This is a genomic window from Enterobacter sp. UPMP2052 (assembly GCF_053709675.1).
The window spans coordinates 173795-187076 of the sequence record NZ_JBSKJR010000002.1 but is presented as its reverse complement, the minus strand read 5'-3'; the positions used below and the strand labels follow the sequence as shown (position 1 = coordinate 187076).

The following is a 13282-nucleotide window of genomic DNA, read 5'->3' as shown; positions in this document are numbered from 1 at the left end:
GTTTTCAGAATTGCGACTTTCTTCAAATGTCGGGGACGGGTATGTTAGTCGGATAATAATTACACCCTGCATTTCTAATAACAAAACGACGTGGTATTTATGGCAATCAGTGAATCAACCCAGCCCGCGACGGGCGCTCCGGCGTCGCCGCCAGCCTCGCGCACCTCTTTTAAAGTATTAGGCGCAATCAGTCTTTCTCATCTGCTCAACGACATGATCCAGTCGTTGATTCTGGCGATATATCCGCTGTTGCAGTCTGAGTTCTCATTAACCTTCGTGCAGATCGGGATGATCACCCTCACCTTCCAGCTGGCCTCGTCGCTGCTGCAACCGGTGGTGGGCTACTGGACGGATAAGTACCCGATGCCGTGGTCACTGCCGATTGGCATGTGCTTTACGTTAAGCGGGCTGGTATTGCTGGCGATGGCGGGCAGCTTCGAGGCGGTGCTGATAGCCGCCGCGCTGGTAGGTACCGGCTCGTCGGTCTTCCACCCGGAATCGTCCCGCGTGGCGCGTATGGCCTCTGGCGGCCGTCACGGGCTGGCGCAGTCGCTGTTCCAGGTCGGCGGAAACTTTGGCAGCTCTCTAGGCCCGCTGCTGGCCGCGGTGATCATCGCCCCTTACGGTAAAGGTAACGTGGCGTGGTTTGTGCTCGCCGCGCTGCTGGCGATCGTTGTGCTGGCGCAGATCAGCCGCTGGTATGCCGCTCAGCATCGCGTGAACAAGGGCAAGCCCGTCGCGAAAGTGGTTAACCCTCTGCCGCGCAATAAGGTCATCCTGGCCGTATCGGTACTTCTGGTGCTGATATTCTCCAAATATTTCTATATGGCGAGCATCAGCAGCTATTACACCTTTTATCTGATGCAAAAATTCGGATTATCGGTACAAAACGCCCAGTTCCACCTCTTTGCCTTCCTGTTTGCGGTGGCTGCCGGCACGGTAATTGGCGGGCCTGTTGGCGATAAAATCGGGCGTAAATATGTGATTTGGGGCTCTATCCTCGGCGTTGCGCCCTTTACGCTTGTTTTACCGTACGCAAGCCTGGAATGGACCGGGATTTTAACCGTTATCATTGGTTTTATCCTCGCATCGGCTTTCTCGGCGATTCTGGTCTACGCGCAAGAGCTGTTACCGGGGCGTATCGGTATGGTTTCCGGGCTGTTTTTCGGTTTCGCTTTCGGTATGGGCGGCCTGGGTGCTGCGGTACTGGGGATGGTTGCGGACCATACCAGCATCTTCCTGGTCTATAAAATCTGTGCTTTCCTCCCACTTCTGGGGATGTTGACCATATTCCTGCCTGACAACCGCCACAAAGCGTAGTTTATCGGCCGCCAAAGTTAAACTTTGGCGGCCACACTTCCTGATGCTGTAAGGCTTCCCTCCTGTTCCCCCGGCGAATTTATCAAAATCTGCTTTTTTTCACGCTTATTGCTGTTTTATTCAAATTTCAACAATTATTCATAAACATAAGCGCGAAAATTGTCATAAACTATTACTCGGCTTTTTGGTATTTACGCCAGAAATGGAACACCCACGACGAAAGGAGACGGAATGCACCACGCCACACCGCTTATCACCACCATTGTAGGTGGACTTGTGCTCGCTTTTATTCTTGGCATGATTGCCAACAAACTTCGTATTTCTCCTCTTGTAGGCTATTTATTGGCGGGTGTGCTGGCGGGACCCTTTACGCCAGGTTTTGTGGCGGATACCAAACTGGCACCTGAACTGGCGGAATTGGGCGTGATTTTGCTGATGTTCGGCGTGGGATTGCACTTCTCACTGAAAGATCTCATGGCGGTAAAGTCTATCGCCATACCGGGAGCGATCGCCCAGATAGGGGTGGCAACGCTGCTGGGGATGGCGCTTTCGGCAGTGCTTGGCTGGTCGTTGATGACCGGCATTGTATTCGGACTGTGTCTCTCAACCGCCAGTACCGTGGTGCTGCTGCGCGCGCTTGAAGAGAGGCAGTTGATAGACAGCCAGCGCGGGCAGATCGCCATTGGCTGGCTGATTGTGGAAGATCTGGTGATGGTCTTGACGCTGGTTCTGCTGCCTGCCGTCGCCGGAATGATGGAAAAAGATAACGTCGGCTTCGCCTCGCTGGCGCTGGATATGAGTATAACCATCGGTAAGGTTGTGGCGTTTATCGCCATCATGATGGTCGTGGGCCGCCGCCTGGTGCCGTGGATCATGTCCCGCAGCGCCGCAACCGGGTCTCGCGAGCTGTTTACCCTTTCCGTGCTCGCGCTGGCGCTGGGGATTGCCTTTGGCGCCGTCGAATTGTTCGACGTCTCCTTTGCGCTGGGCGCGTTCTTCGCCGGGATGGTGCTGAACGAATCCGAGCTGAGCCACCGCGCGGCGCATGACACTCTGCCGCTGCGCGACGCGTTTGCGGTGCTGTTCTTTGTCTCCGTCGGGATGCTGTTTGACCCGCTGATCCTCATTGACCAGCCGCTGGCCGTCCTCGGCACCCTGGCGATTATCATCTTCGGCAAGTCGGTTGCTGCCTTCTTCCTGGTACGGATGTTTGGCCACTCGCCGCGTACGGCGCTGACCATCGCCGCCAGCCTGGCGCAGATCGGTGAGTTCGCCTTTATTCTTGCCGGCCTTGGCATGGCGCTGAATCTGCTGCCGCAGGCCGGACAAAATCTGGTGCTGGCCGGGGCCATCCTCTCGATAATGCTCAACCCGGTGCTGTTCGCGCTGCTCGAAAAATACCTCGAGAAAACCGAAACGCTGGAAGAACAGACGTTCGAAGAGGCCACGGAAGAAGAGAAGCAGATCCCGGTGGATATTTGTAACCATGCCCTGCTGGTCGGCTTTGGCCGCGTCGGCAGCCTGCTCGGCGAGAAGCTGATGGCTCAGGGCATTCCGCTGGTGGTGATTGAAACCTCGCGCACGCGGGTTGATGAGCTGCGCGAGCGCGGCATCCGCGCCGTGCTGGGCAATGCAGCCAATGAAGAGATCATGAACCTGGCGCATCTGGACTGCGCCCGCTGGCTGCTGCTGACCATTCCTAACGGCTACGAAGCGGGTGAGATTGTCGCCACCGCCCGTGAAAAATGCCCGAACATCGAGATAATCGCGCGCGCCCACTATGACGACGAAGTGGATTATATTACCGAGCGCGGGGCTAATCAGGTGGTGATGGGCGAGCGTGAGATTGCCAATACGATGTTCACGCTGCTGGAGAAACCGCCGATTGAAGAGGCGGTGACGGGTTAAAAAAAGCCTGCTGGCGCTACGCTAAGCAGGCCTACAGGTAGCCCCGGTAAGCGTAGCGCCACCGGGGTTTTCTTTTAGCAATTAACGATCCCAGTACGCCTCTTCGAGGCTATCTTCCCGTTCCGGCAGGCCACGCGTTAAGCGCGGGGAGTGCTGGTTGAGCACCTGATAACTCACGCGGTTCGCGTACTTACACACCTGCGCCAGCGACGAATAGGTCAGCCAGCTGAACTTGTGCTTGCTGGAGTTCGGCACGTTGGTTTTATGGTAGGCATTGGCGGTAATGTCGTGGAGCAGCGCCGCCAGCGCACCGTCGCCCGCGCCGTTGGTGTTCATGATTTTCTCCGGTCCGCCCATATACGGCGCGATGTGGGAGAAAATACGCAGCGGGTTAACGCAGTCTTTGTGACGCATCGCGCGGCTAAACTCGTACTGGTTGAACTCGGCAATCGCGCCCGGCAGCAGCGGATGCTGGGTTTTACGCTTGCTCTCTTCTTCCGTAAAGCCCGCCATATACAGCCCAACCGGCCCGGCGGTACAGAGCACCAGATCCACCCAGTCCAGCGCTTTATCCGACGCCAGCAGCGGATCGCTTTCGCCGGTCAGCGCTTCGGCCTCTTCTTCGTTCATCGCCAGAATCGAGACGTGCTCTTTCAGGAACGTCTGCCACCACTGCGGATTATCGGCAATCACAAACTTCGTGCCCAGCGTCAGGACAACCGGCACGTTGTATTTTTTGGCATACTCGATCGCCTTCATGGTCGCTTCCGGCATAGGCTCACCGGGCTTGCAGCGCACCAGATAGGAGGTAAGCACCAGCGCGGACGCGCCCGCAATCACCGCTTCTGGGATGCTTTCTGCGCGCAGCTTGTTCATGTGCCCCGGGCTGATGGCGAACGTACGCTCGCCGGAGTCGCTAATCAGCGTGAAGCAGCGGCCAATTGGCCCGTCGACGCCCTGCAGATAGTTCAGATCGGTGCGGCTGGAGGTGTTGCACAGGTAGCGGTAGGCGTAGCCGCCAATTTCGATGTTGCTGCACATCACGCCCAGCAGCACCGAGCGGTCGTCGGCCAGCACGGAGTAGTTGTGCATGGTATTGCCGATGGTGCCCCCGGCAAACTGGTGGGTGATGAGATTTTCACGCACCAGCTCCTGGTACAGCGCCTCGGCGACGTCATCTTCGATGACCAGCGAGTGTCCGGCGCTCAGACCGTAACGCGCGACAAACGCATCATCCACTTTGGCTTCAATGTCCACCAGCGTCTGATCGATACCGACCACCCAGGCTGCGCTGGTCTCGGTTTCCGGCTGAATTTGCTGCAAAAGCGGATCGCGGGCGTTGACGGGAAAGTAGTGTTTGGATTTACGTTTACCGGGAAATTTCATGGTCTGAACTGTGCAAGGATTATGGGCCGGGAATGGTAGCACAAACCCGGCCTTCAGCGCGATCAGCGGCTTTGAGTCACCAGCGAGGCCATCATCTCGATGTGTTCCGGCGAGTCGTTAAGTGCCGGAATGTACTCGTACTTTGTCCCCCCGGCTTCAAGGAAGAATTCGCGGTTTTGTACCGCAATTTCCTCGAGCGTTTCCAGGCAGTCCGCCGCAAAGCCCGGCGACATCACCTGAATATGCTTCACGCCTTTCTCGCCAAGCATTTTGAGGGTTTCGTCGGTGTACGGCGTCAGCCACGGCTCGCGGCCAAAGCGCGACTGGAAGGTCATCATCACCTTCTCGGGCGGCAGGCCAAGCGCAGAGACCAGCTCGCGCGTGGTATCGCGGCAACGCTGCGGGTAGTCGTCCCCTTCGTTGGCAAACCGCTGGGGAATGCCGTGATAGGAGAGCAACAGCAGGTCCGGCTCGCCATGTTTTTCAAACGACGCGCGCGCGCTGCTGGCAAGCGCCTTAATGTACAGTTCGTTATCAGCGTAGTCGCGAATAAAGGTCACGCCCGGAATGCGACGGCGGGTTGCCAGGATGCGCGCCAGCTCATCCCAGACGGCAGCCACCGTGGAACAGGAGTATTGCGGATAGAGGGCCAGCACCACAATGTGCTCAACGCCCTGGGCCAGCAGCGCATCGACGGCGCTTTTCAGGGAGGGTTTGCCGTAGCTCATCCCCAGCTCAACGGGCATATCCGGCAGACGGGCGGCCAGGGCCTTCTCCTGACGACGGCTGTAGACCATCAGCGGCGAGCCTTCTTCCATCCAGACGGACTGGTACAGCTTTGCCACGCGCGGGGAACGAATCGGCAGAATGACACCACGCAGCAGCGGCCACCACAGCAGTCTTGGGGTATCCACGACGCGCGTGTCGCTTAAAAATTGGCGCAGGTAACGCTTTACCGCGTCCGGAGTGGGTGCTTCTGGAGTGCCAAGATTGGCAAGCAGGATGCCGGTTTTCGCCTGACTCATTCACGCCTCTTAACCATTTGAATAGGGGTCAATTGTAGCGGAAATGTGGGTAAACGAAACCCATTGCTGTAATAGGTGGGATGAGAATTTTTCTCACCCGGAGAGCCGGGTGAGAAAAGTGCACTTAGCCGAGGATTTTTTCCAGCTCTGCACGCACGTCAGCGACAGGTTGAGTCCCGTCAACTTTCGCGTATTTGGTGTTACCCGCTTCCGCTTCTTTAGAGTAGTAGCCGATCAGCGGCGCGGTCATCTGATGGTATTCCACCAGGCGCTTACGCACGGTCTCTTCCTGGTCATCTTTACGGGTGGTCAGCTCTTCGCCAGTCACGTCGTCTTTGCCTTCAACCTTAGGTGGGTTGAATTTGATGTGATAAACGCGGCCAGAGGCAGCGTGCACGCGACGGCCAACGATACGGTCAACGATCAGCTCGTCCGGTACGTCGAACTCCAGAACGTAGTCCACGGTGATGCCAGCGTCTTTCATGGCGTCAGCCTGTGGAATGGTGCGCGGGAAACCGTCCAGCAGGAAACCGTTGCGGCAGTCTTCCTGCGCAATGCGCTCTTTCACCAGGGCGATAACCAGCTCGTCGGTGACCAGCTTGCCCGCGTCCATGATGTCTTTCGCCTGTTTACCCAGCTCGGAGCCAGATTTAACAGCGGCACGCAGCATGTCACCGGTAGAGATTTGCGGAATACCGTATTTCTCCATGATGAACTGAGCCTGAGTTCCTTTACCCGCGCCCGGAGCGCCAAGCAGAATAATACGCATTGCGAAAATCCCCTCAAAAGTTGGTTCAATTTTTCAAAAGCGCTAAACAATACCATCAGAACGGATGTGGCTCAAGGAAGGCGGGACGGCTGAAACGGTTAACGGGGGAGATTATTTGGCGGAGTGTGGTCTGTTGCCCTCACCCTACCCCTCTCCCACAGGGAGAGGGAACTTTTACACCCTCTCCCTGTGGGAGAGGGGGGGGTGAGGGAAATTGTTACGCCAGCAGCAGCGCATTCACACGTTTAATGAACAGGTTAGGATCTTCCAGCGTACCGCGTTCAGCCAGCAGGGATTGATCCAGCAGAAGCTCAACCCACTCGGCAAAGCGTGCTTCGTCCTGGGTATCCGCCGCGCGTTTCACCAACGGGTGATCCGGGTTCAGCTCGAAGATATATTTCACTTCCGGCATCGCCTGGCCCGCTGCCGCGAACAGTTTTGCCATCTGGGTACCCATTTCGTCGGCGTCGGTGGTAACAATCGCCGGGGTGTCGGTCAGGCGGTGGGTAAAGCGCACCTCTTTGACGCGATCGCCCAGGAAAGTTTTCACGCGCTCAATGAACGGCTCCAGCGCTTTCTCCGCTTCTTTCGCGCTTTCGTCCACTTCGTCTGCCAGTTTGTCGATAGACTCGTCAGCTTTCGCAACGGACTGGAAGGATTTACCGTCGAACTCGGTCAGGTAGTTCATCATCCATTCGTCGATGCGGTCAGACAGCAGCAGAACTTCAATGCCTTTCTTACGCAGCAGTTCCAGGTGCGGGCTGCTCTTCGCTGCGGCGTAGCTGTCGGCGGTGATGTAGTAGATCTTCTCCTGCCCTTCCTTCATGCGGGAGACGTACTCTTCCAGCGACACGGTCTGCGCGGAGGAGTCGTTATGCGTGGAGGCAAAGCGCAGCAGTTTAGCGATTGTTTCAACGTTGGCGGTGTCTTCCGCCGGGCCTTCTTTCAGCACCAGACCGAACTGTTTCCAGAAGGTCTGGTATTTTTCCGCGTCGTCTTTCGCCAGTTTTTCCAGCATCTGCAGCGTACGTTTGGTCAGCGCGTTACGCAGGTTGCGGGTCACAGTGCTGTCCTGGAGGATCTCACGGGAGACGTTCAGCGGCAAGTCGTTGGAGTCAATCAGACCACGGGTGAAGCGCAGGTAGTTCGGCATGAACTGCTCGGCGTCGTCCATGATGAATACGCGCTGCACGTACAGCTTCAGGCCGTGCTTGTGATCGCGGTTCCACATATCCCACGGTGCCTGCGCCGGGATATACAGCAGGCTGGTGTACTCCTGCTTCCCTTCTACGCGGTTATGGCTCCAGGTCAGCGGATCGGTAAAGTCGTGGGCGATGTGCTTGTAAAACTCGTTGTACTCGTCGTCTTTAATTTCAGACTTGTTGCGCGTCCACAGCGCCTGCGCCTTGTTGATTTTTTCCCAGGAGACAACGGTTTCACCGTCTTTCTCTTCCTGCTTTTCAATCTCAACTGGCAGCGCGATGTGATCAGAATATTTGCTGATGATCGAGCGCACGCGCCAGTCGTTCAGGAAATCATCTTCGCCTTCGCGCAGGTGCAGGGTGATCTCGGTGCCGCGATCCGCTTTGGTAATGTCGTCAACGGTGTACTCGCCTTCGCCTTTAGATTCCCAGAGCACGCCGTTTTCAGCGCTTTCGCCTGCCGCGCGGGTGCGCACGGTGACTTTATCCGCCACGATGAACGCTGAGTAGAAGCCCACGCCGAACTGGCCGATCAGCTGGCTGTCTTTCGCCTGATCGGAGCCCATGGACTCCAGGAACGCTTTGGTACCGGATTTGGCGATGGTCCCGAGATGGTCGATCACCTCGTCACGGTTCATCCCGATGCCGTTATCGGCGATGGTCAGGGTACGGTTCTCTTTGTTGAACGAGACGCGCACGCGCAGTTCACCGTCGCCCTCGTACAGGTCCGGGTTGGACAGCGCGCGGAAGCGCAGCTTGTCCGCCGCATCCGAGGCGTTGGAAATCAGCTCACGCAGGAAGATTTCTTTATTGGAATACAGGGAATGGATCATCAGGTGCAGAAGCTGTTTTACTTCTGACTGGAAACCGCGGGTTTCTTGTCCTTTCATCTAAGTCGACCTCAACAATGCCATTTAATGGGGTTGTAAAAACGTTGAGTCAGAGATGGGGATAAGGGGGGGAATTTTCAAGCGAAGGCGGCGAACGCCGCCTTCGTTTGGTCAGAAATTAATCTTGTGACGACCGGCCAGAGAGTGCGACAGCGTGGTGCCATCGACCATCTCCAGCTCACCGCCCACCGGCACGCCGTGGGCGATACGGCTGGCGTCAACGCCATACTGCCCGCACAGCTCGGCAATATAGTTAGCGGTTGCCTCGCCTTCCACCGTTGGGTTGGTGGCGAGGATCACCTCTTTGATCGTTTCCGATTCAAGACGCTGTTCGAGCCTGTCCAGACCGATATCGTCCGGGCCAATGCCGTCCAGCGGGGAAAGATGGCCCATCAGCACGAAATAGCGGCCAGAGAACTGCCCGGTTTGCTCAATGGCGTAGATGTCCGCCGGACTCTCCACCACGCAAATCTGACCATTTTCCTGACGACGTGGGTTCGTACAGATGTTACACACGTCCTGCTCGGTAAAAGTACGGCAGTCCGCACAGTGACCAATTTCCGACATGGCGCGGGTCAGAGCCTGCGCCAGGCGCATCCCGCCGCTGCGGTCGCGCTGCAGGAGCGTGAACGCCATGCGCTGGGCCGACTTCGGGCCAACGCCCGGCAGGCAGCGCAGCGCTTCCATTAACTGCGTGAGCAGCGGACTGGTTTGCATCAGAATGGCATCTTGAAGCCCGGCGGCAATTGCATGCCGCTGGAAACAGAGGCCATTTTCTCTTTCTGGGTCTCGTCGATACGGCGCGCAGCATCGTTAAACGCAGCTGCCACCAGATCTTCCAGCATCTCTTTGTCGTCTTCGAGCAGGCTTGGGTCGATTTCAACGCGGCGGCAGTTGTGCGCACCGTTGATGGTCACTTTGACCAGACCTGCGCCAGATTCACCCGTGACTTCCAGCTGAGCGATCTCTTCCTGCATCTTCTGCATTTTTTCCTGCATCTGCTGAGCCTGCTTCATCAGGCCACCCAGACCGCCTTTTCCACCAAACATAGGCTTCTCTCTCTTTCACGATTAATGATTAAAACCGTAAGTCAGACTCACGATCAAATGGGGCGAATACTCTCTTCATCCAGGTCCGCGTCGAAGAACCGGCGCAGGGTCTGGATGTTGTTATCCGCAACAATCGACTCGCGCGCCTGCGCGAGCTTCTCTTCATAAATTGCCTGTCGCCACTCCAGCGGCGTTTTTACTGCCGGATTATCATCTTCAATGATAGTCAATTCAACCGGCGAACCCTGTAATGCGCTGAGCGCTTCCGCAAGCGCTTTTTGCGCGCCAGGGGAATTGAGGTGGCGTTGACTAGGGCGCAGATGCAGACGCACCTGATTGCCGTCCTGCTCTTTCCACGCATTCAACGCGACCTGCTCTACCAGCTTCGGCAGCTGCAGTTTGCTGACCTCGGCGGCCCAGGCGTCACGCTCAATCGATTCTTCGGCGAGCTTCGCGGAAAGCTCCGGCGTTTTTTCGTGCTCTAGCGCCTTTTTCAGCGCTTTCGGCGTGGCAACCTCAACCTTGACCTCTTGCACGATCGTGGTTGCTTTCCAGCGGTAAGCCTCTTCTTTCACCGGGGCTTTCTGCTCGAGCGCGGACGGCACAGGGCGCGACTGAACGCGCTCCGTTACCGAGGCCAGTCGTTCAAGCGCGGCGTTGTTCACCGGCCGCGCTCTTGAAGGCGCTGCCGGTTCACTCTTTTTTGGTTTGGTTACTCCCTGCGCGCGCTGCAACTGGCTGCGGGCGGCAAGTACCGAACTGGTGGCATCCGACAGCGGCACGTTTTGCGGCGGCGGTGTCGGCTGCGGGGGCACCTGCTGCGGCGACATCACCGCGGTAGGGGCAACGGGCGCAAAGGACTGCCGCGGAACATCCGGCTCCGGTAGCGGCATGCGCGGGTGAAACGCCAGCGCGCGGAGCAGCGTCATTTCAACGCCCATGCGGCGGTCCGGCGCGAACGGCAGCTCTTTACGGCCAATCAGCAGCGTCTGATAGTACAACTGGACATCGGCAGGCGGCACGGTGCGAGCCAGCTCGCGCATCCGCTGTTCGATGGTCGCCATGTCCGCCCCGATGGCCGACGGAGAAAGTTGCAGCATGGCCACACGGTGCAGCAGGCCGAGCATCTCCACCAGCAGCGATTCCCACTCCACGCCACGCGCGGCGGCTTCGTTCACCAGCGACATAACGCGTTCGCCGTTGGCGGCAATCATCGCCTCGATGAGAGACAGCGCCTGATCGTCGTCAAGCGTGCCGAGCATGGTGCTGACCGCGTCGGTCGAAAGTTTGCCATCACCGCTGGCGATCGCCTGGTCGGTAAGGCTTAATGCATCGCGCAGGCTGCCGTCCGCCGCACGCGCCAGCAGCTGCAGGGCGCGAGGCTCGTGGACGATCTTCTCTTCGTCGAGAATGTGTTCGAGCTGGGCGCGGATCTGTTCAACGTCCAGCGCCTTGAGGTGGAACTGCAGGCAGCGGGACAGGATCGTCACCGGCAGCTTTTGCGGATCGGTGGTCGCCAGCAGGAATTTCACATGCGCAGGCGGCTCTTCCAGCGTTTTCAGCAGGGCGTTAAAGCTGTGGCGCGACAGCATGTGCACTTCATCGATCAGGTAGACCTTGAAGCGACCGCGCGCCGGTGCGTACTGGACGTTGTCCAGCAGATCGCGCGTATCTTCGACTTTCGTGCGCGAGGCAGCGTCGATTTCGATCAGATCGACAAAACGTCCCTGCTCGATTTCACGGCAGTTATCGCACACGCCGCACGGCGTGGCGGTGATCCCGGTTTCGCAGTTCAGTCCTTTTGCCAGCAGACGGGCAATAGAGGTTTTACCGACGCCGCGGGTGCCGGAAAAAAGATAGGCGTGATGGATACGACCTAGCGACAAGCCGTTCGCCAGGGCCGTCAGCACATGTTCCTGACCGACAACGTCAGCAAAGGTTTGTGGTCGCCATTTACGGGCTAACACCTGATAACTCATGGGCAGGCTCTGCAACGCTGGAAGGTGGATTTATGGAGGGGAATGCTATCACAACCTCACCCATTGAGCGAGGCTGTGAGAACCGGGATTAATGACCCGGGAAAGGCACCAGGCAATAGCTGGTAATGCCCTGTTTTTCCAGGCGCTGTTCGCCACCCAGATCGAACAGGTTGATGATGAAGGCCGCGTCGGTCACTTCCCCACCCAGACGACGGATCAGCTTCACGGTTGCTTCGATGGTGCCACCGGTTGCCAGCAGATCGTCCACCACCAGCACTTTATCGCCGGGCTTGATAGCATCCACGTGGATTTCCAGCTGATCGGTGCCGTATTCCAGCTCGTAGCTTTCTGCGATAGTTTCACGCGGCAGTTTGCGCGGCTTACGTACCGGCACAAAGCCTACGCCCATCGCCAGCGCAACCGGTGCGCCAAACAGGAAGCCACGGGCTTCAGTCCCTACGACTTTGGTGATCCCGGCGTTTTTATAACGTTCGACCAGCAGTTCAATGCTGAGCGCATACGCTTTCGGGTCTTCCAGCAAGCTGGTGACATCGCGGAAAAGAATGCCAGGCTTTGGATAATCCTGGATACTTTTGATGCTGTTTTTCAGATATTCAAGCTGCTGTGCAGTTGCGGTCATCGGTTTGTGCCTAAATGAAACAGTGTTACTCACGGCGCGCAGAGAGTCGGTCAAGGTAACAATTGTTTAACCTTTAACCAGGCGTACCTGTGCTCGAAAACGGTCGAATTTACTGGCTGCGGACAATAATTGCAACAGCCAGGATAAGGGTTCAGTGCTTTTGTTGCTTTTCATCAACCACGGGGATCCGCCACATAAAGATCAGCAGGCAGGTGAGGATCGCCAGCAGCAGGATGCGCACCCACAGCATGTTGACCAGCCACAGTGAAATGGCGAAGGTGACAAGAATGACCGCAATCGCGCGCGGCTTGGCCCCGGGCGGCATTGCGCGGTGCTGTTGCCAGTGACGCAGATAGCCGCCAAACCACGAGCGATACAGCAGCCAGTGGTGAAAACGCGGCGACGAGCGGGCGAAGCACCAGGCCGCCAGCAGGATAAACGGCGTCGTCGGGAGCAAGGGCAAGACCACGCCCAGCGTGCCGAGGACTACCGCGAGCCAGCCAATGATGATTAAAATAGTACGCTGCATAATGCGAATCGTTATCAAACTGAACGGCTACTTTACCACTGGAGAGCGTATTGAAAACAGCCTTGCTTCTGGAGACGCTGCAAAATCAGCTGACGGCCCTGCGGGCTCAGGCCACGCCGCTGATGGGCCATGCCACGCTGAAGCCGCGCTTTGACAGGCAGCTCTTTCGTACCCGCAGCACCTTAATTCAGGATTATCTCGCGGAATCCCAGACCCATCTCGACGAGCTGCGCCATGCTGTAGAGAGCGGGCAGCAGGAACAGGTGGCCTGGCTTGCGGCGCATCTTACCGAGCAGATCACCGCCCTGCACCGCGAAATTGCCGCCTGGCCGCTGCGCGTCTGGGACACCGCCTCCCCGGGCCTGGGAAAATGGCAGCGCAAGCGGCTGGAGAACCAGGAGTTCGAGCGCCGTCTGTTTGAGATGAAACGCGAGCGCGAGACGCGGCTTAACGCCGCCGAAACGCTTGAAGAACAGCAGTTATTGATGCGCGAAATTACCGCGCTGGAAGGGCGTATCGTCCGCTGTCGTCAGGCGCTGGACGAGATTGAACGCGTCATTGAACGGTTGACCCGCTAACAGGAGC

12 protein-coding genes and 1 other annotated feature are annotated in these 13282 nt (G+C 57.6%); of the genes, 3 read left to right on the top strand and 9 right to left on the bottom strand.

Annotated elements, in window-relative coordinates:
- Positions 1-99: 99 nt before the first annotated feature.
- Both ACWKX3_RS11020 and ybaL read left to right on the top strand, forming a co-directional pair.
- Entirely contained in the window at positions 100-1320 is a 1221-nt protein-coding gene (locus tag ACWKX3_RS11020; RefSeq protein WP_006176956.1) for an MFS transporter, read from the top strand.
- A gap of 231 nt (positions 1321-1551) precedes the next feature.
- Complete coding sequence (gene ybaL, locus ACWKX3_RS11015; RefSeq protein ID WP_006176955.1) at positions 1552-3228, top strand: YbaL family putative K(+) efflux transporter; 1677 nt, start codon at positions 1552-1554, stop codon at positions 3226-3228.
- Positions 3229-3309: 81 nt separating this feature from the next.
- Here ybaL and ACWKX3_RS11010 read toward each other — a convergent pair whose 3' ends face one another.
- The 9 genes from ACWKX3_RS11010 to ACWKX3_RS10970 form a co-directional block, all read right to left on the bottom strand.
- Positions 3310-4614: an inosine/guanosine kinase gene (locus tag ACWKX3_RS11010; RefSeq protein WP_006176954.1), complete on the bottom strand. Its 1305-nt coding sequence runs from the start codon at positions 4612-4614 to the stop codon at positions 3310-3312.
- Positions 4615-4676: 62 nt separating this feature from the next.
- Positions 4677-5639: a ferrochelatase gene (gene hemH / locus ACWKX3_RS11005; protein WP_006176953.1), complete on the bottom strand. Its 963-nt coding sequence runs from the start codon at positions 5637-5639 to the stop codon at positions 4677-4679.
- Between the two features lie 124 nt (positions 5640-5763).
- Positions 5764-6408 carry an adenylate kinase gene (gene adk, locus ACWKX3_RS11000; RefSeq protein ID WP_006176952.1) on the bottom strand — a complete coding sequence of 215 codons (645 nt, stop codon included), beginning with the start codon at positions 6406-6408 and terminating at the stop codon, positions 5764-5766.
- Positions 6409-6625: 217 nt separating this feature from the next.
- Entirely contained in the window at positions 6626-8500 is a 1875-nt protein-coding gene (gene htpG, locus ACWKX3_RS10995) for a molecular chaperone HtpG (RefSeq protein WP_137271698.1), read from the bottom strand.
- Between the two features lie 111 nt (positions 8501-8611).
- Positions 8612-9217: a recombination mediator RecR gene (recR, locus tag ACWKX3_RS10990; protein ID WP_006176950.1), complete on the bottom strand. Its 606-nt coding sequence runs from the start codon at positions 9215-9217 to the stop codon at positions 8612-8614.
- Positions 9217-9549: a YbaB/EbfC family nucleoid-associated protein gene (locus tag ACWKX3_RS10985; protein WP_003858972.1), complete on the bottom strand. Its 333-nt coding sequence runs from the start codon at positions 9547-9549 to the stop codon at positions 9217-9219. Before ACWKX3_RS10985 ends, recR begins: the two co-directional genes overlap by 1 nt.
- Positions 9550-9602: 53 nt before the next feature.
- Positions 9603-11528 carry a DNA polymerase III subunit gamma/tau gene (dnaX, locus tag ACWKX3_RS10980; RefSeq protein WP_454541737.1) on the bottom strand — a complete coding sequence of 642 codons (1926 nt, stop codon included), beginning with the start codon at positions 11526-11528 and terminating at the stop codon, positions 9603-9605.
- Positions 10209-10273: a sequence feature (DnaX frameshifting element), on the bottom strand. (Overlaps the previous gene by 65 nt.)
- Positions 11529-11616: 88 nt before the next feature.
- Entirely contained in the window at positions 11617-12168 is a 552-nt protein-coding gene (gene apt, locus ACWKX3_RS10975; RefSeq protein WP_006176947.1) for an adenine phosphoribosyltransferase, read from the bottom strand.
- Positions 12169-12319: 151 nt separating this feature from the next.
- Positions 12320-12697 carry a DUF454 family protein gene (locus tag ACWKX3_RS10970; protein WP_006176946.1) on the bottom strand — a complete coding sequence of 126 codons (378 nt, stop codon included), beginning with the start codon at positions 12695-12697 and terminating at the stop codon, positions 12320-12322.
- A 50-nt stretch (positions 12698-12747) separates the two neighbouring features.
- On the opposite strand from ACWKX3_RS10970, the gene priC reads away from it, so the two are divergent.
- Positions 12748-13275, top strand: a complete 528-nt coding sequence (gene priC / locus ACWKX3_RS10965) for a primosomal replication protein N'' (RefSeq protein WP_006176945.1) — start codon at positions 12748-12750, stop codon at positions 13273-13275.
- Positions 13276-13282 lie beyond the last annotated feature (7 nt).

What these genes read in the sequence shown, in the direction of transcription:
- ACWKX3_RS11020 (WP_006176956.1), top strand. Translation starts at nt 100, where the DNA reads ATGGCAATCAGTGAATCAACCCAGCCCGCGACGGGCGCTCCGGCGTCG.
- ybaL (WP_006176955.1), top strand. Translation starts at nt 1,552, where the DNA reads ATGCACCACGCCACACCGCTTATCACCACCATTGTAGGTGGACTTGTG.
- ACWKX3_RS11010 (WP_006176954.1), bottom strand. Translation starts at nt 4,614, where the DNA reads ATGAAATTTCCCGGTAAACGTAAATCCAAACACTACTTTCCCGTCAAC.
- hemH (WP_006176953.1), bottom strand. Translation starts at nt 5,639, where the DNA reads ATGAGTCAGGCGAAAACCGGCATCCTGCTTGCCAATCTTGGCACTCCA.
- adk (WP_006176952.1), bottom strand. Translation starts at nt 6,408, where the DNA reads ATGCGTATTATTCTGCTTGGCGCTCCGGGCGCGGGTAAAGGAACTCAG.
- htpG (WP_137271698.1), bottom strand. Translation starts at nt 8,500, where the DNA reads ATGAAAGGACAAGAAACCCGCGGTTTCCAGTCAGAAGTAAAACAGCTT.
- recR (WP_006176950.1), bottom strand. Translation starts at nt 9,217, where the DNA reads ATGCAAACCAGTCCGCTGCTCACGCAGTTAATGGAAGCGCTGCGCTGC.
- ACWKX3_RS10985 (WP_003858972.1), bottom strand. Translation starts at nt 9,549, where the DNA reads ATGTTTGGTGGAAAAGGCGGTCTGGGTGGCCTGATGAAGCAGGCTCAG.
- dnaX (WP_454541737.1), bottom strand. Translation starts at nt 11,528, where the DNA reads ATGAGTTATCAGGTGTTAGCCCGTAAATGGCGACCACAAACCTTTGCT.
- apt (WP_006176947.1), bottom strand. Translation starts at nt 12,168, where the DNA reads ATGACCGCAACTGCACAGCAGCTTGAATATCTGAAAAACAGCATCAAA.
- ACWKX3_RS10970 (WP_006176946.1), bottom strand. Translation starts at nt 12,697, where the DNA reads ATGCAGCGTACTATTTTAATCATCATTGGCTGGCTCGCGGTAGTCCTC.